This is a genomic window from Bacillus sp. 3255, assembly GCF_031456485.1.
Classification (GTDB): domain Bacteria; phylum Bacillota; class Bacilli; order Paenibacillales; family NBRC-103111; genus Paenibacillus_E.
On record NZ_JAVDUS010000006.1, the window covers coordinates 150,140 to 173,738 of the forward strand.

The 23,599-nt window shown below is 52.2% G+C and carries 16 protein-coding genes; 11 read left to right on the forward strand and 5 right to left on the reverse strand.

Annotated features, from left to right (window positions below):
• Positions 1-59: 59 nt before the first annotated feature.
• The 4 genes from J2X61_RS11390 to J2X61_RS11405 form a co-directional block, all read right to left on the reverse strand.
• Entirely contained in the window at positions 60-2,585 is a 2,526-nt protein-coding gene (locus J2X61_RS11390) for a heparinase II/III domain-containing protein (protein WP_310187854.1), read from the reverse strand.
• 205 nt (positions 2,586-2,790) lie between these two features.
• On the reverse strand, positions 2,791-3,783 hold the full coding sequence (locus tag J2X61_RS11395; RefSeq protein ID WP_274469988.1) for a helveticin J family class III bacteriocin: 993 nt from the start codon (positions 3,781-3,783) through the stop codon (positions 2,791-2,793).
• Between the two features lie 387 nt (positions 3,784-4,170).
• The gene (locus J2X61_RS11400) at positions 4,171-4,956 is read right to left on the reverse strand and encodes a YhfC family intramembrane metalloprotease (RefSeq protein WP_274469986.1); all 786 of its coding nucleotides are present in this window, start codon (positions 4,954-4,956) and stop codon (positions 4,171-4,173) included.
• Positions 4,957-5,152: 196 nt separating this feature from the next.
• The gene (locus tag J2X61_RS11405; RefSeq protein ID WP_310187856.1) at positions 5,153-7,276 is read right to left on the reverse strand and encodes a cadherin-like beta sandwich domain-containing protein; all 2,124 of its coding nucleotides are present in this window, start codon (positions 7,274-7,276) and stop codon (positions 5,153-5,155) included.
• A gap of 322 nt (positions 7,277-7,598) precedes the next feature.
• Between J2X61_RS11405 and J2X61_RS11410 the strand changes: the two genes are divergently transcribed.
• The 5 genes from J2X61_RS11410 to J2X61_RS11430 all read left to right on the forward strand — a co-directional run bounded on the left by J2X61_RS11410 (position 7,599) and on the right by J2X61_RS11430 (position 15,756).
• Positions 7,599-8,930, forward strand: coding sequence for a hypothetical protein (locus J2X61_RS11410; RefSeq protein ID WP_310187857.1), 1,332 nt, complete (start codon positions 7,599-7,601; stop codon positions 8,928-8,930).
• 915 nt (positions 8,931-9,845) lie between these two features.
• The gene (locus J2X61_RS11415) at positions 9,846-10,862 is read left to right on the forward strand and encodes an NAD-dependent epimerase/dehydratase family protein (protein WP_274469981.1); all 1,017 of its coding nucleotides are present in this window, start codon (positions 9,846-9,848) and stop codon (positions 10,860-10,862) included.
• Positions 10,862-11,935, forward strand: coding sequence for a dihydrodipicolinate synthase family protein (locus J2X61_RS11420; protein WP_274469980.1), 1,074 nt, complete (start codon positions 10,862-10,864; stop codon positions 11,933-11,935). The genes J2X61_RS11415 and J2X61_RS11420 overlap by 1 nt, the downstream gene beginning before the upstream one ends.
• 183 nt (positions 11,936-12,118) lie before the next feature.
• A complete protein-coding gene (locus J2X61_RS11425; protein ID WP_310187859.1) occupies positions 12,119-14,485 on the forward strand; it encodes a bifunctional diguanylate cyclase/phosphodiesterase in 2,367 nt (788 codons plus the stop codon).
• A gap of 44 nt (positions 14,486-14,529) precedes the next feature.
• Complete coding sequence (locus J2X61_RS11430; RefSeq protein WP_310188067.1) at positions 14,530-15,756, forward strand: Ger(x)C family spore germination protein; 1,227 nt, start codon at positions 14,530-14,532, stop codon at positions 15,754-15,756.
• 59 nt (positions 15,757-15,815) lie between these two features.
• Here the strand turns inward: J2X61_RS11430 and J2X61_RS11435 are convergent, their stop codons facing one another.
• Positions 15,816-16,139 (reverse strand): NIPSNAP family protein, encoded by a 324-nt coding sequence (locus tag J2X61_RS11435; RefSeq protein WP_274469977.1) that lies wholly within the window; start codon positions 16,137-16,139, stop codon positions 15,816-15,818.
• Between the two features lie 155 nt (positions 16,140-16,294).
• Between J2X61_RS11435 and J2X61_RS11440 the strand changes: the two genes are divergently transcribed.
• The 6 genes from J2X61_RS11440 (at position 16,295) to J2X61_RS11465 (ending at position 23,596) form a co-directional block, all read left to right on the forward strand.
• Positions 16,295-17,590, forward strand: a complete 1,296-nt coding sequence (locus tag J2X61_RS11440) for a PASTA domain-containing protein (RefSeq protein WP_310187860.1) — start codon at positions 16,295-16,297, stop codon at positions 17,588-17,590.
• A gap of 612 nt (positions 17,591-18,202) precedes the next feature.
• Complete coding sequence (locus J2X61_RS11445; protein ID WP_274470885.1) at positions 18,203-18,937, forward strand: MgtC/SapB family protein; 735 nt, start codon at positions 18,203-18,205, stop codon at positions 18,935-18,937.
• A gap of 296 nt (positions 18,938-19,233) precedes the next feature.
• Positions 19,234-20,334, forward strand: a complete 1,101-nt coding sequence (locus J2X61_RS11450; protein ID WP_310187861.1) for an alcohol dehydrogenase catalytic domain-containing protein — start codon at positions 19,234-19,236, stop codon at positions 20,332-20,334.
• Between the two features lie 152 nt (positions 20,335-20,486).
• A complete protein-coding gene (locus J2X61_RS11455) occupies positions 20,487-21,365 on the forward strand; it encodes a carbohydrate ABC transporter permease (RefSeq protein ID WP_274469973.1) in 879 nt (292 codons plus the stop codon).
• Positions 21,366-21,403: 38 nt separating this feature from the next.
• Positions 21,404-22,213: a carbohydrate ABC transporter permease gene (locus J2X61_RS11460; protein WP_274469972.1), complete on the forward strand. Its 810-nt coding sequence runs from the start codon at positions 21,404-21,406 to the stop codon at positions 22,211-22,213.
• Between the two features lie 48 nt (positions 22,214-22,261).
• Positions 22,262-23,596: an ABC transporter substrate-binding protein gene (locus J2X61_RS11465; RefSeq protein WP_274469971.1), complete on the forward strand. Its 1,335-nt coding sequence runs from the start codon at positions 22,262-22,264 to the stop codon at positions 23,594-23,596.
• Positions 23,597-23,599: the final 3 nt, after the last annotated feature.

Consider the following 23,599-nt stretch of genomic DNA (forward strand, 5'->3'; position numbering starts at 1 on the left):
TAAAACAAACAAGGTCAAACGACATGATGTCGATTGACCTTGTTTGTTTATCCGTATGTTTATCCGGATATGGATTCCATAAGAATGGCCAGTCTACCGCCGGCTACTTCAATGCTGCAGTGCCCGTTGGCATCCGGAGGATGAAGGGATTTGTCATGGAGGCTCCATACCGGAGAACGGGATGGAACGGAATACGCTTGTGCATGTTCCGCTCCGTTCACAAGCAGGAGGAACAATACTTGCTCGTCCCGGAGCACCTTGTACATCCTGCAATCTGATGATTCGGGATCAACCGGACTATCAAGTACGGTAACGGTCAGCCCCGACGATGCACCCGATCTCGGATAAAGCAAGGCCAAATAATCGTTGCCGCTATCGCCGCTTATTCGAAAATGTTCCTGCGCCGCTAACGGATAACCGCCGGATACAGCTCCCAAATCCGTAGCTGCCGAAAGGCTGTCCGGCTGCAGGAAGGTGACTTCCAGTTTCATATCATTCAAGCCGTGTGCCGTGATGCGATTCCCCTGTACCTCCGACGAGGAGCTCATCGCATGCAGATTCCAGACGCTGCTTCTCTGGCTGCGGATATGATCCCAGACGATATAGACGTCGGCGCCGGCTTTCACATAAGCGAAGTGGCGGCGGTAGGCATCGGCATTCACATCCGGGATGAAGCTGCGGACATAATCCAGCTGCTCCGAGAAGACGACCTCCTCGCAAATGCTCTGAAACGGTCCGTTCTGCACAGTGCCCGCCTCGTCCGTGAACTGAACCACGTTATGCGCATGGCCGTTCACATACCAGTGACGGTCTCCGTTGTAATATCCGCCCGTTCCGGGATCCAGGGTCAGAGGGGTGCCGTTGGCCCATAGGGAGAAATGGCCTTCATCATGATGAGCATGATAGGTGAGCGGGGATGTCTCGAAAATAGCATAGTTCTCCCGGTTCCACTTACCGAAATGCTGCCGGAAGATGACATACCCGATCCCCTCATAATGAACGGATGCCAGATCCGGCGCTTCCTGCGCAAGCTCCGGCTGCGGATAGAGAAGCGCGAGCAGTGTGCAGGGATGTGCACCCGTATCCCGGACCACGCCGCCGCCATGCTGCCAAGTCCACATCATCTCCCGGCTTAGCCGCGAATCCGAATTCGCGTAGAAAGGGGCGGCATAGGCGAACAATCGGAACCACTGGTCATCTACCGTCGAATCGCCGACAGCAGGAGATAGGAGGGCGGATGCCCGTCCCGGACCGCCATGAACGGCATCCTTCGGGGTCACCGTGCCGATTAAGAACCGGTACATGTTCTTGACCTTGTCGCGGGACCAATAATCAATCCCCCTTAGACGCTGCAGCAGCGTGAAAAATAGAAAGTAGCGGTGCAGCACAGCGCCGTGGTAGCGGATATTTTCCGGCCATGCGCCGTCCCGATCGACCACATGGTCCAGCTGCCAATCGACGACGGCGCAGGCATGCGCCAGATAAGCGTCCGCCTGCTCCTCCTCGGGGAAGACCAAGGCATAGATGCCGAGGCCTGTGGCGCGGTCCGCATTCCAGTTGCTGCGCTTGCCTCCCTTCTCATCCGCAAACTGCTCCAGATCGAACCGGTAATAGCCGGTATCCATCATCAGTCCGGCCATGTAACGGAAGTGCGACCGGATTCCGGCGTCTTCCTCCTGCGGAATGACCCCGGAATCCGCGATCTGGTCATAGATGACCGAGAGCACCGCGATGCCCCGTCCGATATGGACCGCTCCGTAGTTATCATCCACATGCCAGCCTGTCGCCTTGAATATATCCATGCCTTGGCACATATCCGGCAGCATGTACAGGAGCTTCCGCTTGGCTCGCTCCGCATATGCCGCATCCCCCGTCACCATATAGACATTGGCATCCGCTCCGGCTGTCTCCAGCAGGGCGGCCCAGATCGTAGGCGTCTTGCGGTTAAATGGCGGCGATGTAAGCTTCATGGTCATGGGCAGCCCTGCGGCATCCAGAAACTCGACTTCCACGAACACGCCTAAGGATAAAGGTTCGTCCAAGCGAAGCATCTTCTGAATGCTGTAATGCTCCAGAGCACGTACGGGAACCGCTTCGGCATAAGCCAAAGTAACCCAGTCGTCATGGGTGGTGTTCTCCGCACAGAAGATGTGCCCTTGTCCGGGGGCCTCGGATGGTTGGAAGAAAGCCGAGCTAGAAGAGGCACGCGACGTAACGGACCACCCGGCTAGCCCTTGCGCGAAACCGCCGTTCGACAGCGGAATCGAAAGTCCCCGTTCCGAATGAGTCAGCTGCAGCCGTTTGATTCGGGCTTCGCCCTTCCCCCGAATATGGATAGCGATCCGGATCCATCCGGCGTTCGCCGGTGTTCGGAAGACGAACGGATCCGTTCGGAAAGCGCCTCTCAGGTGAATAGGCAAAGACTTCTCCGTTCTTGCGTAGGCATCGGATAGCATCACCTGACGCTCATATTCCTCCCGCAGCTCCGGCTGTGCGGCAATCCTGCTGCGGATGCTCGCCAACTGCCCGGCCTCATAGCAGGCGAAAGGGCGTTTGACCGTCTTCCTCGTAGTGTGGCTTCTCATGTGTATGGACCTCCCGATCACGTTGATTCACTTTCGTTTCTACCAATATAGCATCAGCTTGTGAGCGAGAGAGAGGGACAAATCCCGGATGGAAGTGGGGGAAAGCAACTGAAAAGTTCACGCCAATTAGTTAGAACTCAGCCCAAACCAAAAAGCATGCTGCAAATCCAGCATGCTTATCTGTGATGGCCTTCTAACTTTCGGGTTACCGGAATATACTGTCAGGCACGTAATAAATTTTTTGGGTATTTGTTTTATTCACGGGGTCAGTAACGATGGTAAAGTAGACGTTGCTGTTCTTCGTCTGTACGCCTTCGATCTCATGCGTTCCCACATTTGTAATACGGACAAGCGTCTTGAATGCGCCGGTGTTGGACATCATCGCAATCTGCGGCGTTTCGGTTTCCGCTCCGCCGGACGTATAGATTTCCGTACTTCCTAACAGATCGGCGCCTTGGAAAGATTCGTTCGGTCTGACGATCGCAGTGCCCGACTGCGTAAAGTTGGTCACGCACGCGCTCATCGCCGCCGCACTGTCCATGCGGACCTGCTCGTTGGCGTCAAGCAGTTGGTTCAAGGCGACCGTGTCATAAATGGACCATGTGACGTCGCCGTTCTTCGTTTGCACACGGAAAACCGTATGCGTGCTGTTGCCGCCGGCGTCCACACGGTACGTCTCGCCTAAGCTCGTGCCGGTCTTATTGGCATAATTCATATAAGTGAAGCGGTGAAGATCCGTATAATCATAGGTCGCACCGGCTGCGTATTGAAGTCTGGCTACTTGAAGCGACCAGTAATTCGTTGTATCGGGGTCTGCTTTGGAGCTGAAGTAGAAATAATTAATGTCGTTGTAGGTGTACATATCCAGCGTTTGGCAGTGCCCCGCATTGGTAACGGTCATTTCATCAACGTAGTTGGCGTCGGTTCCGTTAATGAGCAATCTGGACAGATAGCAGGTGCCCCCGGACCGCTGGGTTACGTAAAGATACGTTGACGCAATATAGGCTTTTTGAACGGCCACGTTGTGTTTAAGGCCTTTGAGGTTATAAGCGAGCGTTGCCGAAGCGTTGACGGTTTTCTGAGGTGTTGCTGCGAACGCGGGCATAACGGACATTCCCCCAATCAGGATGGAGAGAACAACAGAGAAGAGAAGTTTCAATCGCCATTTCATAAGGCTCAATGCTTGAACTCGAAACATTCGAATACCTCCTTTGGTGGGCAATTCTTTACGACTGATCCTATGCTGCATGCTGTTTGGCCGTAAGCTGCGAACGGCACCTCCTCCTGTCGGACGAGTCCGGTGAACACAATAAAACCCGAGCAATAAGATCAGCTCGTTAACGAGCCAATCCAATTGTTCGGGTTTCTCAAGGACTCCAACCGTCACCTTAGTATTTACTTAGGGGTGTATCGCAACGCGAATGGTCGCGATTACAAATTCATGCTATCAGTTTGAATTCTGAAAGTCAAGCGGTTCGGTCGTCACGAGGGACCTGGACCCGCTGCAGATACCCATGCCTTAGCAGCGATCGAGCGGCCGGCTCCTCGGCTTTGAGCCTCGCAGGGCGGGATACCTGAACACCGGTTATCGGGCGAACCAGACTTTAGATCTGCCGACAAGGAAGATAGCGGCTAGCCCCCAGGCCCACACGATGACTTCGACGAACCATAACGGCAGCATCTCGGCTTGATACAGGCCGGCAAAAAAATCGATACACGCATGGATCAGAACCGCATACAGCAAGTACACGATCTTGCGCGTCCGAACGCCATACAGAACGATCAAAGATAAGGCCATCTGGATACTTATCGCCGGAATTCGCTCGAACGCCCCAAGCCAGTATTCAACCTGCGTTGTTTGCAGCATTTTGTCTTTCAGGGCTTGGAAGAGCGCTATTTGCTCGGACGTCGCTTCGGTGCCGAAGGACTGCTCGAATACACCGGCGTTCATCATGGTAGCAAGCACGATACCGACGATACCCAGCAAGACGCCAATCAGCAGCACCTCCATGCCGCCGTGTCCGATCCCGAACGCAATGCCGTCTTTGCGCTCCTGGCGCTTTCGCAGAAGGAGCGAGAACCCGACCCAACGTCCGGCATTTTCGAAAATACCTGCGGCAAGACCGCCGTAGACGGCCATGAGCCAAGGGTTGGCCAGCCATTGCGCTGTGGTGCGGTTGCCTGAGAACATGTAAGCATGCAGCAGTTGTTCCAGAACCTGCGAGAATACAAGGAAGACAACGATGCCGGCACCGACCGCACGGAAAGAGATTTGAAGCGTTCGCTTGTAGTAAAGGAGCAGAAAAAGAATGAGTGCAATTCCAATAATGACTTGAACGATCATTGCCATGATCGAGCCTTGATGGACCATGTCCTTCACTCCTTGTTCTATGTATTTGCCGCCCAATAAGGGGGCTCGCTTCACGATCTGAATGAAATCCCATGAAGTGTGATATTGATATGATATCACTTTTGGAAATAACTTCAAGTTATTTTTTGAGATGTTGGACACAAAGGCAAAAGAAAATAACCGGTCAAGCGGGGAGCGCTTGCCGGTCATTTTCTATCTATTCATATGAATGGCCGTGAAGCGGAGCAATGTGCGGAAGCAGCTGCTGCACGTCGGTCCTGTCGAATTGGCCGTCACCGGTCACATCAAGCTGACCATAAGGGGATATCAAGTATTGGATGATTTCATTCACCTGGATGCCGTCCTGCGAGTGGTCGAATGATTGGATTCTATAGAGCGCCTGCTCCAGTGCGGTTCCATACACATGTGAAAACCGAATCGGCGCATTCGTCTCGCCGTTCGAGCCGGTCACCGCGCCGGCTAGGATATTGAACAAGAGTTGGTCCGTCGGATTCGGCTGCTCGCTGATCGTCAAGTTGACCTCGGCAGCACCTTCGGCGTATACAATTCCCGTTACGGTGAGCGGGGTATTCCCATTGTAGATTTGATAATAGGTCACATCCGTCACCGCGTTAAGCAGCGGGTCTGAGAACGTCAGCTTGACCTGCGTTCCTTCCATTTCCCAACGTTCGAGTATTGGTGCATATGCCCGGGACACATAGATGGTATAGAGACGTGTCGTTATCCCATCCTCCGCGGTGACCAGGACACGGATCACATTCGGAGTATCCGGCAGTAAATATAACGGATCGCTGTCCGTTCCGGATTGCACGGGTGAATATTCCCCGTTATTCAAGCTGACCCGGATCGAAGCATCCGGATTGTCCGCCGACAGCACGGGGCGCACCGTCAATGAAGAAGCCGATTGTCCGACAGTAATGGAATACGCCGACGTTTGCTCGGCGAATTGGAGATTGCCCGAGGATGCGGTTAGACCGCTCAAAGAGTTCCCCGAAGGGGTTCTGCGTTTTACGGTAATCGTGTACTGCTTCCTGATGCTCGTATCTTCCGCCCAAACTTCCACCAGAATCGTATTCGTTCCCTCCTCCAAGGGAAGACTCATGCCGTACCCGCTAGTTACGGGGATGAAGTTGGGATTGGTTATGTTCTTCATTCGGATATAAACCCCTGCCGGATCAACAGCCGTAGGCGTGACGGTTATGCTAGAGGTGGAATAACTAACGTCCGCCATTGTATAATCCGGCTTGTCGCTGGAGAACTGCTCGTTTAAGTTACCTGGAGATATGGTTAAATTGCTTAGATGCGCTTCATTGTTCAACCGTTTCACCGTTATGGTGTAAACCTTGGAAGAGCCGTCTTGTGCTGTTACTTTCACAGAAATCACATTGCTGCCCACTTCCAGAGGCAATGGCGAGCTTGGAGAACCGCTGCTTACAGCGGCATAGGCTGCTTCGTTAGCTTTGACTTCCACCGTCGCATTCGGATCCGAAACCGTAGGCGTTAAAATGATTTGGTCAGCTGCATATGCCAGTTCGGGCAAATAATAGGCCGTTTGAGCGGGCTGAAAGGGATACGTCAACTCGTAATCCGTCACGGCCAGCATGCTTAAATTCGAATTCGTGCTCGGGGCTGAACGAGTGACATCAACCGTATAGGTCATGCTCTGAGTCGTGTCTTGCGAGCGAGTAACAACCGTAATGGTATTGCTGCCAACATCCAATGGGATCGGAGCGGTTGCCGTTCCGCTGGATACAGCGATACCGTTTACTTCCATCGTGGCAGCCTGGTCCTTCAGTACGCTTGTCAGAGCGACATGGCTGGTCGAATAAGGAACCGTCGCCGAGTAGGACGTGCCGGCGGATTGGAAGGGAGGGCTCAGTGTGCCTTGATCCAGGGATAGCGTGAATAATTCGGCATCGTCCGCCTGCGGATAGTAGATGTGAATTGTGTACGTTTTGGTTGTCGTACCGTCCGTTGCCGTCACTTGCACCTGCATCGTATTATCACCGCGATTGGTAGAGAGGTAGCCGGTAGAGACGTTGTAACCGATCGGTGTCCAAGCGCTGCCATTCATCGAGTAGGCGATTGAAGCAGAAGAATTGGATGAAATGAATGCCGTGTAATAGTTCGGATCCGTGCTGCGCATGCGCACCCAATATTCCGTAACGCCGGAAGAAAAGCCCGGCGACAGGCTTCCCGAGCCTTGATAAATACTTTGTAAATCCGCATTGGAATCACCGTTCGCTCGCGCCTGCCAAGGAATGACGAGCATAACGATGATGAGTGTCAAACTTGTTATCAACCATCTTGCAGCTATCACAAATTCCCTCCTGATCGTTCAGTTTCTGTTTGGCGAATAATGTTGTTTATTGTCTAATTATAGCATAGAAACGGGTAATTTTTGGTAGAAATTTTGAAGGAGAGGAGACCGCCCGCGACCCGCAGGCGTCGTAACCGGCGTTGCCCTCATGAACAAGAGCGATAGGCTGGCATGTCGTGGCCTTGCGCTCTGTTGCTGCAGCGCAGCTTCTAGGCAACCCTGTTTGTTCCTACGCAAAGATGCTCGCCCCACATATACCTTGTTCATACTTAATGCTAATGGTTATAATGGGTTAACTACCCATGTTAAGGAGTCGTCTGTCATGGAAAATGCGAATCGGATTCTCATCGGCGTGCTTGGATCGCAAGATTTGGTTAACCAGGTGCTGCATGTCATTACCTCGTCATTTCCTTCCCTTCATCCGGTTGCCCGGATTTGTTCGGAGGAAGAAGCGCCGGCTGCGGCTGCGGCTCTGCTGGATCAGGTCGAGGCGCTGCTCGTTACCGGACCGGCTTTGTACCGGAGAGTCAAAGACCAGGTGATCACGCACCTGCCGGTACACGCGGTTCCGTTAACGGATACGGGCTTCATCAGTGCGCTGTACCGGCTCCAGAAGCGGGTGCAGCCCGGGCGAAGCGAGGCGGCGTACAGCATCGACTCGTTCTCCACTTCGGCTGTCGGGCGCATCGCCGCAGACATTGGGGAATCGCCCGGCGCTTTTCGCGTTTATGACGGTCCGCCTTATCCGCCGGCAGAGGAGCTGGTCCGTTATCATGCGGAGGCTTTCCTAAGCGGTGTGTCGCAGGGAGCTTTGACGACGGAGAGCGAGGTTGCCGCCAAGCTTGGCGAGCGGGGAATTCCATGCGAATGGATTAAGCCGACGGATCAAAATATAACCGTTGTCCTGGAGCGCGCACTGCTCTCCACGGAAACAAGGCGCAGCAAGGAAGCGCAAATTCTGGTCGGCATGCTGAATGTGGACGACTTCGGCAGAAGGCTCCGGTTCAAAGGATCCGAGCATGATATTCAGCGCTTTAAGCTGGACATTCATCGGATGCTGATCGACTATGTCGAATCGCTGGACGGCTATTTGACCCCTCTTGGCGGGGATGAGTATTTGTTTTTTACGACTCGGGGCATCTTTGAGCGGGAAACCGTCGGTTACAAAACGGTTCCTCTGGCCCGGGAGATTTGGAAGTCGCTCGGGCTGTCGTTAAGCATGGGCATCGGCTTTGGACGCAGTGCGAATGAGGCGGGGACGCATGCCCGCTTGGCGCTGCGCCGCTGCAAGGAGGCCGGCGGCAACACTTGTTTCATCGTGCGCGAGGACAAAACGCTGATCGGTCCGCTGGAGATGGCGGACTCGCTGAGCCGCGATTTGTCGATGACGGATCCCGCGCTGCTGCGGAAAGCCGAAGAAGCGGGGATGACTTCCGCTTACTTGAGCAGGCTGCTGGCTACGGTCGCGCGAACGAGCAAGCTGGAATACGAGGTGCACGATTTGGCGGCGATTCTCGGCATTACCGTTCGCAGCACGCACCGGCTGCTGCTGCAGTGGATGGATCATGACCTTATCACGATAGCGGGATCGGTCAAAGTGCCCAAAGGCCGGCCCAAGCAGCTGTTCCGGCTGTCCTTTCTGGAGGACGTGTGACGGGTCGCACCTATGCGAAGTTTCGGGAGGGGCTTGTTGTTGTGCCCCTGAAATCGCACGCATTCTAACGGTCACAGGAGCCGTTATTCTCATGAAAGCCGTGGTGTGCTGATTCTAACGGACACCCTAGGCTTTATTTGCCGATTTCGCAGCCGAAATCGAGTGAAAACAGGCGAATAACGGCACTGGTGTCCGTTAGAATTCCCAACAGTCGCAAGATCATCGAATAACGGCCGCTGTGTCCGTTAGCTAGTCTACTAGTGTGCCGTCACCCGCCAAGAGTGCCTTATCCCCGCCGGTATCCGAATTTTCGCCAAGAGTGCCTTATCCCCGCCAGTATCCGAATTTCCACCCAAAGTAGCTTATCGCGCCAGTATATAGATTCTGGCATGGCAGCTGCCTGCTCCATAAGCCGTTAGTTCATGCAGCACGCATTCTAACGGACACGGGAGCCGTTATTCTCGTGAAAACCGTGGTGTGCCGATTCTAACGGACACCCAAGGCTTTATTTGCCGATTTCGCAGCCAAAATCGAGTGAAAACAGGTGAATAGCGGCACTAGTGTCCGTTAGAATTCCCAAATGTCGCAAGATCATCGAATAACGGCCGCTGTGTCCGTTAGCTAGTTTACTAGTGTGCCGTCACCCGCCAAGAGTGCCTTATCCCCGCCGGTATCCGAATTTCCACCCAAAGTAGCTTATCGCGCCAGTATTCTGTTCCGCCCCGTGTGCCAACACCCGCCAATAGTGCCGTCACCCGCTAGTATCCAATCGCCGCAAATAGTGTCGTACCCCACCAGTAACCAGTCTACCAAGAGTCCATTTAAAGACAATTAAAAGATTTGTCTTTTATATAAAACCCCCTGTATACTTGCCTCATTACCACCAATTGGTTATGACGAGAGGGGAATGCAAGGATGCGAACACTGCAGGAACTGGACGAAGTTATGGCGAAGCCGTCGCCGGCATTAATCGCTTTTATGCAGGAGCTGCAAGGGGATATCATGCTGCTGGGCGTCGGCGGGAAAATGGGGCCGAGTCTCGCCAAGCTGGCGATGAACGCCATTGCGGCAGCAGGCGTGAACAAAACCGTATACGGCGTATCGCGCTTCTCGGAACCCGGATTAAAAGACGAGCTGCAGGCGCTAGGCGTTCAGACCATTGCCTGCGATCTGCTTGACGATCAAGCGCTGCAGGAGCTGCCCGAAGTCCGGAATGTTATCTATATGGCCGGAACGAAGTTCGGAACGACGGGCAAGGAACATTTCACCTGGACCATGAACGCGTATTTGCCGGGACGCGTTGCCGAGAAATTCCGCGACTCGCGCATCGTTGTCTTCTCGACAGGCAATGTGTACCCCTTCACGCCCGTCGCTTACGGCGGCGCTCATGAAGGCGTAGCCCCGGCCCCGGTCGGCGAATACGGCCAATCATGTCTGGGGCGTGAGCGCGTGTTCGAGCACTTTAGTCACAAGAATGGCACTCCAGTGCTGATATACCGGCTCAATTATGCCATTGACTTGCGGTACGGCGTGCTGCTAGAAATCGCCAAATCTATTCGAGATGGACGCGCTATCGACCTATCCATGGGCCATTTCAACTGCATATGGCAAGGAGATGCCAATGAGATTGCGCTTCGATCCCTGGATGCGGCGCAGAGCCCGGCCAATTTCTTGAACGTCACCGGACCGGAAACGATTTCGGTTAAATATGCAGCCCAGCAGCTCGGCCTCAGACTAGGCATCGAGCCTGTATTCAAAGGCGAAGAGTCGTCTACGGCGCTCCTGAGTAACGCGTCCAAGAACATGCAGCTCCACGGATATCCGCGGGTTTCGCTTCTGCAAATGTTCGACTGGGTGGCGGAATGGGTGCAGCACGGCGGAGCGACCATCAATAAGCCGACGCATTTTCAAGAAAGAGAGGGGAAATTCTGATGGCGACGACTCGGCGGGAGCTAACCGTGCAGCAGGAAGCTGCGCTTCATGACGGTCTGGTTATTCCGGCACATCCGCTTGCATTGGGGGCCGACAGGCTGCTGGACGAACGAAGCCAACGGGCGTTGACCCGTTATTATATCGCGAGCGGGGCAGGCGGCATCGCCGTAGGGGTTCATTCCACGCAATTTGAAATTCGCGATCCGAAGCATCGTTTGCTGGAGAAGGTGCTGGGCATGGCGGCTGAAGAAGTGAAACGAGCTGCATTGGCGAGACCTTTTATCCAAGTAGCGGGCATTTGCGGCCCTACGGAGCAGGCGTTGTACGAAGCGGATTTGGCGGTGGGGCTGGGCTACGACGCAGGCCTGCTGTCGATGGGCGGTCTCGGCGGGTGGAGCGAGGCTCAAATTCTAGAGCGCACGGCGAGGGTCGCAGAGCGCATGCCGGTAATCGGCTTTTACTTGCAGCCGTCGGTCGGGGGCAAGGTGTTCAGTTTTGATTTCTGGCAAGCGTTTGCCAATATTCCCGGCATCATCGCGATCAAAATCGCGCCGTTCAATCGCTATCAGACGATTGATGTGGCCCGTGCCGTCTGCTATTCGGACCGTCGCGACAAAATCGCGCTGTACACAGGCAACGACGATAATATCGTGAATGACTTGCTAACCGTATTCCGATTCCAGGTCGACGGCCAGCCGGTTGAGAAAAGAATTGCCGGAGGCTTGCTAGGTCATTGGGCGGTTTGGACGAAAAAAGCGGTAGAGCTGCTGGATGAGATCAAACAAGCGAGGAAAAACGAACGGATAGCGCTGGATTGGTTCACGCGCAACATCGAAGTTACGGATACGAACGCGGCTTTCTTTGATCCGGCTCACGCGTTCGCGGGCTGCATCCCCGGCATTCATGAGGTGCTGCGGCGTCAGGGACTGATGCAAGGCACGTGGTGCCTCAATCCGCATGAACAGCTGTCCCCGGGGCAAGTGGAAGAGATCGACCGGATGTATCGCGACTACCCGCATTTGAACGATGATGCCTTCGTGCAAACCCATTTGGCTAACTGGTTGTCCGAATAGACGAGGTTGCTCCTGCTGCTGCAGGGGCTTTTTTTTCTGTCTAACACACGGATCCCTTCTTTCATACTTTGTTTATGGATAATAATGGCTGTTGTCGAAATTTGGAGGAATGCGCTTCCTATACATAGAAACTCTAACACTCGATATAAATACCTTCAGATATTAATAAGGAAGCGTGTGAGTATGTCACTTCGCCGTAAATTCATGCTGTATGTTGGAGTTGTCGCCCTGGTGCTGATGGGGATCCTCTATACCATTTCCGACAGAATGATGCTTCGTAACTATTTGATGATGGAGCGGGAATACTCCCTTGAAGGGATGAAAAGGGCGCTGATCGCTTTATCGGACGAGTATACGAATCTTGGAGCTATGACCATCAATTATTCAGGCTGGGACGAAACGTATCAATTTATCCAAAAGGAAACGCCCTTCGATATGAACGATCCTTATTTGGCAGCCAATTATCCGGATGCTCTGTTTACTTCCAGCCGGCTCAACCTTGCGGTGCTGTTGAATAATCAGAAGCAAGTCTATTTTGCCAAAGCGTATGATTTCGGCGGGAATAGGAGACTGCCAAATACGGATACATACATACAAACTTTACAGAAAGAATATGCTTCTTTCCTAACCCATTCGGATATCAATTCGCGCAAAGAAGGCTTGGTCGTGATTGACCATAAGCCGATGATTGCCGCTTCCTATCCGATCTTGACGAGCGATAACGCGGGACCTGTCCGCGGGGCGCTGCTGTTTGCCCGGTTCCTGGACGACAGTTACATCCAGTATATTTCGGCCAAAGCGGATATTCCCTTGACGTACACATTAGTGGAACCTTTGTTCAAAGTTCCTTCTTCTAGTACGACCGTGAACATCCGGATGTATCAGAACATTCCATTTTGGACGGCAACCGAAGGGGATGCAATGAAGAGCTATGCTTTATTAAGCGACATTGAGGGCAAACCTGCTGTTTTACTGGCTTATTCAGTTCCAAGAGAGCTCTATATGCAAGCGCGCAAAAACACGCAGTTTTTTTTGATTTTCCTTACCTTATCCGGAATTGCCCTATTCATCGTTGCAATGGCTCTGTTGGAACACAATATATTCATCCGACTCAGCCGGGTGATCGGCGGTATGAAAAAGATTGAAATGGACAAGGATTTTTCCATCCGCATACGGGTCTCCGGCAACGATGAAATTTCGCAGCTTGAGAAGTCTATGAATCATATGATGTCGTCCTTGGAGCATGCGCAATCGGAAATTCAGTATCAAGCCCATCACGATGTGTTGACAGGCTTGGCGAACCGCAAAGCGTTCTATCTTCAGCTTGAGCAGCTGATTGGCACTTCTAAGGGGACAAGTTCGCAGTTCGCTGTGCTGTTCATTGATTTGGACGGTTTCAAAACAATTAATGATACGATGGGGCATAGTGTCGGTGACTTGCTTCTAATTCAAGTTGCTCGGCGCCTGAGGGCTTGCGTGAAGGATAGCGAAAGGCTGTGCCGCTTGGGCGGCGACGAGTTCTGCATCATTTCGGTTTCCACGGAAATCGAGCAGCTGGCGGCCGGTTTGAAGGAGTGTCTGCACAACCCGTTCCTGATACAGGGCCAACATGTCGTTATTTCTGCCAGTATTGGAATTAGTCTATATCCAGATCATGGAACTACGGCCGAGCAATTGCTGAAGCAATCCGATACGGCCATGCTGGACGTGAAGGAATCCGGCAAGAACAATTACCAATGGTATTCCGCGGCGTTCGAATCGCCGCGGGCCCGCAAATCGCTGCTCGAAAGGCAGCTGAAGAGTGCGCTGGAGCTTGGAGAGTTTCGGCTGGTTTACCAGCCGAAGTGGGAACCGGAGCGCAAAAAAATAACGGGAGCAGAGGCGCTGCTGCGTTGGAATAACCCGGTACTTGGGCAGGTATCTCCTGCTGAATTTATCCCGATTGTGGAATCGTCCGGCATGATTCATGAAGTCGGTGAATGGATCATGCGTGAGGCTTGCCGGCAGTTCAAGAGATGGGAGCATGAGCAGCAGCATGTATGCATACGGATCGCGATCAACATTTCCGGCGCCCAACTGCTTCACCCCCACTTTCTGGCGTGTATCCAGAATGTGTTTGAAGAAGAGGGGGTACAGCCGTTTCATTTTGAATTGGAGGTAACGGAGAGCGTGGCCATCGGTATGGTCGAGCGCGTGATCGATGTGTTCGGCAAGCTGCGGTCCATGGGCTTTCTTATTTCGCTCGATGATTTCGGGGCGGGTTATTCTTCCATGAAATATTTGTGCATGCTGCCCGTACAATGCATGAAATTGGACAAAACATTAATCGATCGCGTGAATCACGACGAACGCAGTCAAGTGATTGTTTCTACGCTTATCCTGATGGCGCATCAGCTCGGGCTGTTTGTCGTCGCTGAGGGCGTCGAGCAGCCGGAGCAGCTTCAACTGCTGCAAAGGTATCATTGCGATCAAATTCAGGGCTATCTGATCAGCAGGCCGCTTGAAGCGGATCAATTGATGAAGATGCTGGTCGGCGCCTCCCATGCATAGAATTCCATTTTTAGATAACATTATGGAATAGATGATTGGATGGGGTGATCAACTTGCGGCAAAATCTGATCAAACAGATTCTTGTTTTCGTGTTGATAGCTCCTTTGCTTGGAGGCTGCTGGGACCGGTTGGAAATCGAAGATCGTGCCGTCGTTCTGGCGATCGGGATCGATGAGGCGAAGCCTGGCGATGAGAAGGAGAGCAGCAATGCTACGCATATCCGGAAACAGGATGAAGGCGCGAATAGGGATCTCATTCGAATAACGGTGCAAATTGCCGTTCCGGGACGCATTCCATTAGGAACGGGCAGCGATGGCGGCAATCCGTCCAAACAGAAACCGGTTTGGGTGCTGGGCAGCGTCGGCCATACGGTTGATGATGCGCTGATGAATCTCCAGCAGCAGCTTTCGCATCGTTTATTTTACGGACATTTGCGGGTTATTGTACTCTCGGAAGCCGTAGCCAAGAGGGGAATTCAGAACGAGAACGATTTCTTTCGCCGGCAGCCGCAAGTTCGAAGAACGGTCTGGATGGTCGTATCCAAAGGGCTTGCGATTGATATATTGAACGCCACACCGCAATTAGAGCGAGTTCCTACTTTGTATTTGTTGGCGACTTTGGAGCATGCAAGAGAAATGGGGAAGCTGCCGAACATTTTCCTGGGTGTGTTTTTAAGTGCCAGTTCGGCCAAAGGCCAGGAAGGAATAATTCCTTATTTGGAACTTAAGAAGGAATCGAATATCGAAATCGCCGGGCTGGCTTATTTCAGGAACGACAAAATGGTAGGCTCCTCAACGGCGCTGCAAATCGGCCAGTATATGGCGGTCAAAGAGATTAACCCAAGCGGATATAGCATTCTTCAACAAATGCCCGACTCCGAAACTTTGGTCGTTTACCAAACCACGCACCGGAAATCCAAAATAACGACGAAGATCAGGAACGGTAAGGTACATGCGATCATTAAATGCCAAGTCGAAGGGAATTTAAAGGAAAAGTCGAACGAAGAAATACTTATCACGAAGGAAAATATGAAGAAGCTGGAGGAAAAAATTAAAAAGGACGCAGAGTCGGGGATTCGAGCGTTCATCCAGCAAACACAGCACGATGGCTGCGATATTTTTGGCTTCGGAGAATATGTACGCGCCAAGCAGTCTGCATACTGGAATAAGCAAATCAGAACGAAGGAAGCCTGGGAAGCGGCTTATAAAGAAATGTCCTTCGAAGTCTCGATGGAGACCAAGATCAGAAGGATTGGAACGAAAACCAAGTAGGCAGTTCATTTGCCGCTGCGAATTGGAAAGCCCGCCAAGTAATGGCGGGCTTTTCTATGCTATTTCGCAAAAAATGAAGCTCGATTCATGAAAATTTCCTGAATGCTTTCAATGATGGGTCCATTCTCCTCCGATTTGCGTTTCGCCTCGATCCACTCGGGATCTTGCCGGAAGGCGTCCCACTGCCGCTGACGTTCGTCCTTGTCCGTATATTCCAATACATAATACAGCTTCGAAAGCCCTGTTTGATCGATCCAGAACTCGGTGACGTTCATCCCCAGCCGTTCAAAAATCCGGAGTGTATGCTCGCTGAACCGTTGTTGAATGGCCTCCATTTTACCCTCATGCATCGTATAAATGCGCAGTTCATATAGCAACGTCATTCCCTCGCTTTCGTTCTTACTGAATAGTAGGAGTGCTCGTTCTCACAGTAGCATGAAGTTGAAGGAGAAGGCAAGACGGTGCCGGGAAAAAGTGCCGATGACGCAAATAAACGCAACGCGGCGAATATCTATGGATATAAAGGGGGAACACGTCCATGACTTTTGACGGAAATCGCTATCGGACAGAACAGCCGATTCAAACGATGATGAACGGGATGTTGGCGAGGGGAACGGATCTGACCCTCGGGCGGGAGGTTCTTCTCTATACCTATCAAGAAACAGATGAGTTGGCGCATCATGAAGCTTTGCGCTGGCTGGCCAAAGCGTGCCGGATATCCGGTGCGCACCTCATGCGCATGGTTGAGGCGGGAGCGGAGGCAGGTCATATAATCGTTGTTCTGCAGGCGGAAACAGGAAGTCCGCTGCAGGAACGGTTAATCGATCTGGATATTACCGGCCGGAAGGCGCTTGAATATGTCCGCGAGCTCGCCAAAGGCATTCGGGAAAGCCGCCGCAACCGGCTGCCGGAATGCTCCGTCGATGCAGGTAATTTGTGGCTGGATCATAGCGGCCGGATGCGGATCCTGAATTACTGGTCGGAAGGCAAGCACGGCCGGCGCGGTGTCCCGGGATTGGCGCTGCTGCTATACCAGCTGGGCGCCAGAACGGATATCCCGACATCATCGCTCAGCGCCTACGCCTTCGAGATGAACCGGCTGTTTGCGGATATGCCGGTTGAGACGCGGGAACGTGCTGTGACGCTAGCCTGCAGGGCGTATGAAGGAGAATGCACGCTGGCCGATTTCCAAGCGGAGCTGGAAGCTTTGCTCGGCAGCCGCGAGGTGAAGAAGCCGGAGAGTGTGGTGGCGGCACCAGAAGGGAAGCGACCGGAGCCGGCGCCGCAGCCGCAGCCGCAGCCGCGCGCCCGCACTGCCGCGGCCAGCAAGAAGGCTGCTGACCGCTCAGCGTTACGGCTGCGCAGCCGGCAGCTTCTCGCCGGCGCCGGCTTCTGTGCGCTGATCGTGCTGCTCTGGCTAACGCTGCGACCGGGCCCGGCCTCTGTGAGCGGCGGCAATCCGCAGCCTTCCTTATCGGCGAATCGCGTGCCGGCGTCTCAGCTGCCGGCAGCAACGGCTGCGCCGTCGGCTGCGCAATCGGCCGCACCGACAGCCGCTCCGCCGGCTAATCCGACATCCCAGCCCGCGGCTGTGCAGACGGATGCGCCTCCAACCGACGGAGGCGATCAAGTGCAAGCGGGCGTCGTCCCGGATTTGATCGCCCATACGAGGGAAGACGCTGAACGGATGGCGAAAGCCGCCGGGCTGCGCTACCAATTTTTCCTGGAGGCGAATGCCGCCGCCAAAGGGATTGTTTTCAAGCAGGACCTCACGCCGGGAGCTGCCGTCCGCCAGGGCGACCGCATCACGTTCTGGGTGAGCAAAGGGTCGTGAATATGATCAAAGCCGCTGAGCTGGAGATAATCGCTTTAGCGGCTTTTTTTGTTTGCGCGGGCGAATTGTGAGAATCTATATGAATTTTCGAATAGATTCATCGGGGTAAGAGGAAAAAAACGCAAATGTATACTATTTTTCATATAGATTTATATGATATTGCCCTCGCAACGCGAAATGTATATGAATTTTCGACCACAATGGTCTTCAAGGCGGCCGGCTAGGTTAGGCGGGCGGGGTTCGTATTTTGCAGCACTCGCTAACAGCCAGCGAGGCCCTTATTGGTTGAGGCAGGCTTTGCGCAGCGGACACCAGTCCCGTTCTTTATGCGGCGGACACCAGTGCCCTTATATACGCAGGGGCCAACCCCCGTCTCTTTGTCCACCGGAAGCAGCCGGCATGTTGGTGGTTCTGTTCCATGATGTGCTTGACACATCCGCAAAGATGAAATAGGATTTAAATAAACATTTATGAGCATTAAATTAATCTAAATGAACATTCCATATTCAAAAGCAAACAAAGCATTTGAAAGCTAGCTTATCTAGGGGGGATCGCCGATTGTTATCGCAAGACTCAATTTGGTATATTAGCGATTGGTCACTGACTTTCCGAATGATCTTATCCGTCGTACTCGGGGGGCTAATCGGTCTGGAGCGCGAGTGGAGCAATCATGCAGCGGGACTGCGCACGCATATTCTCGTCTGCGTCGGCTCCACGACGATCATGCTTTTGTCGGTTTACGGGTTCAACGAATTCGTTAACGAAGCGAATGTAAGGATCGATCCCGCCCGCTTGGCAGCGCAGGTGATCAGTGGCATCGGCTTCCTGGGCGCGGGTGCGATTATGCGCACGGGGGCAACGGTTTCAGGGCTGACGACAGCGGCTTCGATCTGGGTAGTCGCCGCCATCGGATTGTCTGTCGGTGCCGGATTTTATTACGTTTCGATTATGGCGGCTGTGCTCGTCTTGTTTAGCTTGTTTGTTCTCAATCATTGGGAGAAGTATTGGATGAGGAAACGGCGGAGCAAGGAATACGTGATCTGGGTAACGAGCAATACGGCGAAGTTAAATCATCTTTTTGATAAATTGGCGGAGCTGCAGGTGCAAATTCGTCATCTGCAAGTGATGAACGGTGAGGAAAGATCGGAGAGAGTGCGCGTTGTACCGGATCCGGAAACTTCCCTGAAACTTATCGTAACGGCTCGTAACGAAAAGCTGCTTGCAGATATAACAGATGCGTTAAATTCCCTCGAGGGTGTTCTCGCTATTGTTCCGAGCGTTCAACCTAATTACCTGGGAAATAATCCGTATGAACATGCATGGAAATCATCCTTACATTCCAAATGAATCAACCAGGGGGCAAGGTGCTTTTTCAATATGTATGAAAAAGAAAAGAAGTATGACAACCAGTGAACGACCTCAAGCCATGAGGCCAGGCGTTCACGGTGTAGTCATGCTTCTTTTTGCTGTAAATCAGTCCTGCAAGTCAGTAACAAAGCATGAAATACGCATAAAATTAATGCTTGACGCCGAATAAATCGTCGATATATACTCTAATCAAGCAATAACGAGCATTAATGAACTTATTAATGCATAAAATGAACATTAAAGAGCTTGAGAGATGAAGTTGGGAGGAATCGTACGTGGAACAGGCTGAAGGAAAACCGAATTACGTCCAATCTCGTGTGTACCGCCTCACCAAGCCCCATGTGGTGGAAGAGAAGGTTCTTGAGAAGGAAGTTCATGATTGGGAGGTCGTTGTGGAACCGTCGCTGGGCAGCGTCTGTCATGCAGATTTGCGCTATTACAGCGGTCAACGGCGAGCGGAAGCATTGGAACGCAAGCTCCCTATGGCGCTCATCCATGAGGGGATCGGAATCGTGAAGGCGAGCGCATCGCCGAATGTGAAAGTTGGCGAGCGGGTTGTTATCGTTCCGAATATTCAGGGTTATCTGCTGGATGGGGCGGACCGCCAGAGCTGCTGCGAATCGTGCAGAAGCGGCAAAGGAATGAACTATTGCGAACGCGGGCGCTTCTTGGGGAGCGGGACGGACGGCATCATGCAGAGCCGGCTGGTCATCCCGGCCGCAAGCGCGATCCCGATTCCCGATGAAGTGCCGGATGAGATTGCCGTGTTGACGGAGCTCAGTTCCGTATCCTATCAAGCGCTCAGCCATATTGCGGAGACGCTGAAGGAGGCGCGCGTTGTCGTGTTCGGAGACGGTCCGGTCGGATATTTGGCGGCGGCGATGCTTCATCATGTTTATGGAGTAAGCCAAGACCGGCTGACGGTGTTCGGCGCCGTTCCGGAGAAGCTGGCGCAGTTCGAATTTGCAACCTGCAGGCTGGTGCAGGATTACGACTTCTCCCAAGGCAGCAAATATGATGTCGCATTGGAATGCACCGGGGGCAAATTCTCAGAAAGCGCCATTAATCAAGCGATTGATGTTTTGAATCCCGGAGGTCATCTTATCCTAATGGGAGTCACCGAAGACAGGGTGCCCATTAATACGCGCGACGTTCTGGAGAAAGGCATCACAATGCGAGGCAGCAGCCGGAGCTCCATCCCTGATTTCATTCCCGTGCTGGAAGCGATGAAAGATGTGCGGTGCCAGGCGACTTTGAGAAAACTGCTGCCGAATGAACGGAAGTCAATCCAATCCTCTGAAGATTTCTCGCACGCCATGGAGTTTGCAGAAGCTAACAGGGGGTGGCAGAAGGTTTTATTGGACATCAAGTGGTGAATGGAAGCTCAGAAGCAGAAGCAAATTCGAGTAATGACAAAAATAATGAATTGAAGTAAACTTATCTAAGCACAAAAGAAAGCGTTTACCACATAATTTTGAACATTATCGCGCAGGTATTACTCACGGACCCTAGTGGAAGGAGGATTCATTTGAACAAGATGAGGCTTTGGAGCAAGCTTCGCCCCTATGTTATGATTGCGCCGGCTATGGCAGGCATCTTAGTTTTTGTGATTTACCCTATCTTGTATCTAGTGTACTTGAGCTTTTTCAAGTACAACATGCTGAACAAGGCGAAGAGCCGATTCATCGGACTGGATAATTTCGCCGAGATCTTCACGCGAGAAGACTTTTACAAGTCGTTGTGGAATACGTGCTTGTATACGGTCGGGGTCGTCGTGCTGACGTTGGCCTTATCCCTGATTATTGCCGTCTGGTTAAGCCATAGCAGCAAGTTTAATTCTCTCATCCAAGTCGGGATATTTACGCCTCATATTATTTCGATCGTCTCCATTGCGCTCGTTTGGCTTTGGATGATGGAGCCGAGTGTCGGCTATCTCAATTACATGTTGAAAGCGCTCGGTCTGCCTCCGTCTCAGTGGCTGCAGAGCTCGAGAACGGCGCTTGTCTCGGTTATTCTCGTTTCGGTATGGCACAGCATCGGCTATTATGCATTGATTATTATTGCGGCTATCCGGGGAATATCGAAGGAGATCCTTGAAGCGGCAGCCATTGACAACGCCAGTAAATTTCGTGTGCTTTTCTCCATCACGATTCCGATGATTTCGCCGCAGCTTTTTTTTATCCTGATTATTATGACGATCGGTTCCTTCAAGGTTTTCGATACGGTCCGAATTATGACAGGCGGCGGTCCTAATAAAGCTACCAACACGCTGGTCTATTACATTTATGAGTTCCGCACAACGAATATCGGGTATGCTTCAGCGACGGGTGTGGTATTGATGGCGGCAATTGGGCTATTGACCGTGCTGTACTTCCGATTACTGTCCAAAAAAGTCCATTATTCCTAATGGCAACTAGAGGATGAAAAAGGAGAGTCCGATTTGCCATGAAGCGAACCTTAAGCTTTATATTCAAAATTGCGCTTCTGCTCATTTTTATATTCCCGTTTCTATGGATGATATCGACCTCGCTTCAGTCTTACGATGAAATCATGACGTTCCCGCCGACGATGGTTCCGGCCATGCCGCAGTGGAACAATTTCTCGGACGCCATGGGCGCAGGGCCGTTCCTCACTTATACGAGGAACTCGGTCATCGTGACCGTTTCTGTCATCATCCTGCAAGTGATCGTGATGATTCCAGCCGCATATGCCTTTGCCAAGTACAATTTCCGCGGAAAAACCATCTTGTTCGGCATGGTGCTGCTGGCTTTCATGATTCCCGGCCAGGTTACATTCATTCCGGTCTATTTGATGCTGGCGGAGTGGGGGATGATCAAGACGCTGCTGCCGCAAATCCTACCATTCATGTCCAATGCATTCGGGATTTTCCTGCTGCGCCAATATTTCATGCAAGCGCCTGAGGAGATTATCGAGGCGGCCAGAATGGATAATGCCAGCGAGTTCCGGATTATGTGGAACATTCTGACGCCTATGGCGCTGCCCGCACTCGCGACGATCGTGTTGTTCAGTTTCGTCAGCCATTGGAACGATTACTTTTGGCCGCTCGTCATGACTGACTCCACCAGCGTTCGACCGCTGACCATCGGTATTTCCATGCTGAAGGAAACCGAGGGTGTCAGCAACTGGAATATTCTAATGGCTGCCAATGTTGTGCTGGTCATTCCTATTCTGATTGTATATGCGTTCTGTTCGAAATACATTGTCAAAGCGTTCGTCTACTCCGGCATTAAATAACTTGATTTAGGTATGACAATCTAATCCAAATGATGGAGGGGTAAGTACATGAAGAACAAATTTGGTAAATTAGTGGTATCCGCAGTCGCAATCACAAGCTTGCTTGCAGGATGTTCGTCCGGCGGAAGCGGCGGATCTGAAGGGTCGGCGGCTCCGGGAACGGCTCCAGCTCCGGCGGCGAAGACTTCGTCCGAACCGGCCAAAGGCAAGGTTACGCTTCAATTCTGGCACTCTCTTGGCGGCAAAACAGGCGAATACATGACGGCGATGATCGATCGCTTCAATGCTTCCCATCCGAACATCGAAGTGGTCGGAACGTTTCAAGGCAATTATGATGAAACCGCTACCAAATTGCAGCAATCTATTGCAGCTAATACCGCACCGGATGTGACGATGCTGGAACGGGCTTATGTCGAGCAGTTTGCGGACGCCGACGTTTTGCAGGATCTCAATTCCTATATGAAAAATTCGAAGCTGAGCGCTGACGATTTCGTTCCTGGCTTGATGGGGCATTCCACATTTAACAATAAATTGGTATCCTTGCCGCTCAACCGCTCTACGCCAATTTTCTATATCAATAAGGATATGCTGGATGAGAAAGGGCTTGCCGTTCCGACAACATGGGACGAATTGAAGAAAGTGGCCAACGCGCTTGTGGTCAAGGAAGGCAGCGAGTACAAACGTTATGGCTTGACGATGGTTCACGATTCGTGGTATCCAATCGCTTTCATCACGCAAGCAGGCGGCAAATTTTTCAATGACCAAACAACCTCGCTCGGATTCATCGATAACGGCATCGGCAACAAAGTGTTCAGCTACTTGAAAGATATGCAAAGTACAGGAGCCTTGTACTACCCGCCTTCACAAAACTCCGGAAGCATCGTCAATCAAATGTTTACGGACGGGAAAGTCGGCATGATGTTTCAGTCCACAGGGGTCATGGGCTCGCTATCCAATGTCAAGTTCAAGATGGTAACCGCTTTCATGCCGAAGGATAAAGTAAACGCCGAGCCTACAGGCGGAGCCAATATTGCGATGACGTCCGGCTCCAAGAACAAGAATGCGGCATGGGAATTCATCAATTGGGTAGAAACCGATCCGCAAGGCGGCTTACAGTTCATCATCGATACCGGCTATCTGCCATTCACTAAGAAAATGGTTGAGACGAAACAGCTCCAGGATCTATGGACGAAAGAACCGAACCGCAAAGTCGCTTACGATCAACTGCAATTCGCGACCGATACGAACAAGAGTGTCGTATGGCCGGAAGTGATGAAAGAGTTCCATTCGGTGATGCAAGCGATTATGTACGACAGCAAGGATATCAATACTTCATTGGATGCTTTCAAGAAGGAATCGGAACGTATCTTGAAATCCAAATAATCG

What these genes read in the sequence shown, in the direction of transcription:
- J2X61_RS11390 (WP_310187854.1), bottom strand. Translation starts at nt 2,585, where the DNA reads ATGAGAAGCCACACTACGAGGAAGACGGTCAAACGCCCTTTCGCCTGC.
- J2X61_RS11395 (WP_274469988.1), bottom strand. Translation starts at nt 3,783, where the DNA reads ATGTTTCGAGTTCAAGCATTGAGCCTTATGAAATGGCGATTGAAACTT.
- J2X61_RS11400 (WP_274469986.1), bottom strand. Translation starts at nt 4,956, where the DNA reads ATGGTCCATCAAGGCTCGATCATGGCAATGATCGTTCAAGTCATTATT.
- J2X61_RS11410 (WP_310187857.1), top strand. Translation starts at nt 7,599, where the DNA reads ATGGAAAATGCGAATCGGATTCTCATCGGCGTGCTTGGATCGCAAGAT.
- J2X61_RS11415 (WP_274469981.1), top strand. Translation starts at nt 9,846, where the DNA reads ATGCGAACACTGCAGGAACTGGACGAAGTTATGGCGAAGCCGTCGCCG.
- J2X61_RS11420 (WP_274469980.1), top strand. Translation starts at nt 10,862, where the DNA reads ATGGCGACGACTCGGCGGGAGCTAACCGTGCAGCAGGAAGCTGCGCTT.
- J2X61_RS11425 (WP_310187859.1), top strand. Translation starts at nt 12,119, where the DNA reads ATGTCACTTCGCCGTAAATTCATGCTGTATGTTGGAGTTGTCGCCCTG.
- J2X61_RS11435 (WP_274469977.1), bottom strand. Translation starts at nt 16,139, where the DNA reads ATGACGTTGCTATATGAACTGCGCATTTATACGATGCATGAGGGTAAA.
- J2X61_RS11440 (WP_310187860.1), top strand. Translation starts at nt 16,295, where the DNA reads ATGACTTTTGACGGAAATCGCTATCGGACAGAACAGCCGATTCAAACG.
- J2X61_RS11445 (WP_274470885.1), top strand. Translation starts at nt 18,203, where the DNA reads ATGATCTTATCCGTCGTACTCGGGGGGCTAATCGGTCTGGAGCGCGAG.
- J2X61_RS11460 (WP_274469972.1), top strand. Translation starts at nt 21,404, where the DNA reads ATGAAGCGAACCTTAAGCTTTATATTCAAAATTGCGCTTCTGCTCATT.
- J2X61_RS11465 (WP_274469971.1), top strand. Translation starts at nt 22,262, where the DNA reads ATGAAGAACAAATTTGGTAAATTAGTGGTATCCGCAGTCGCAATCACA.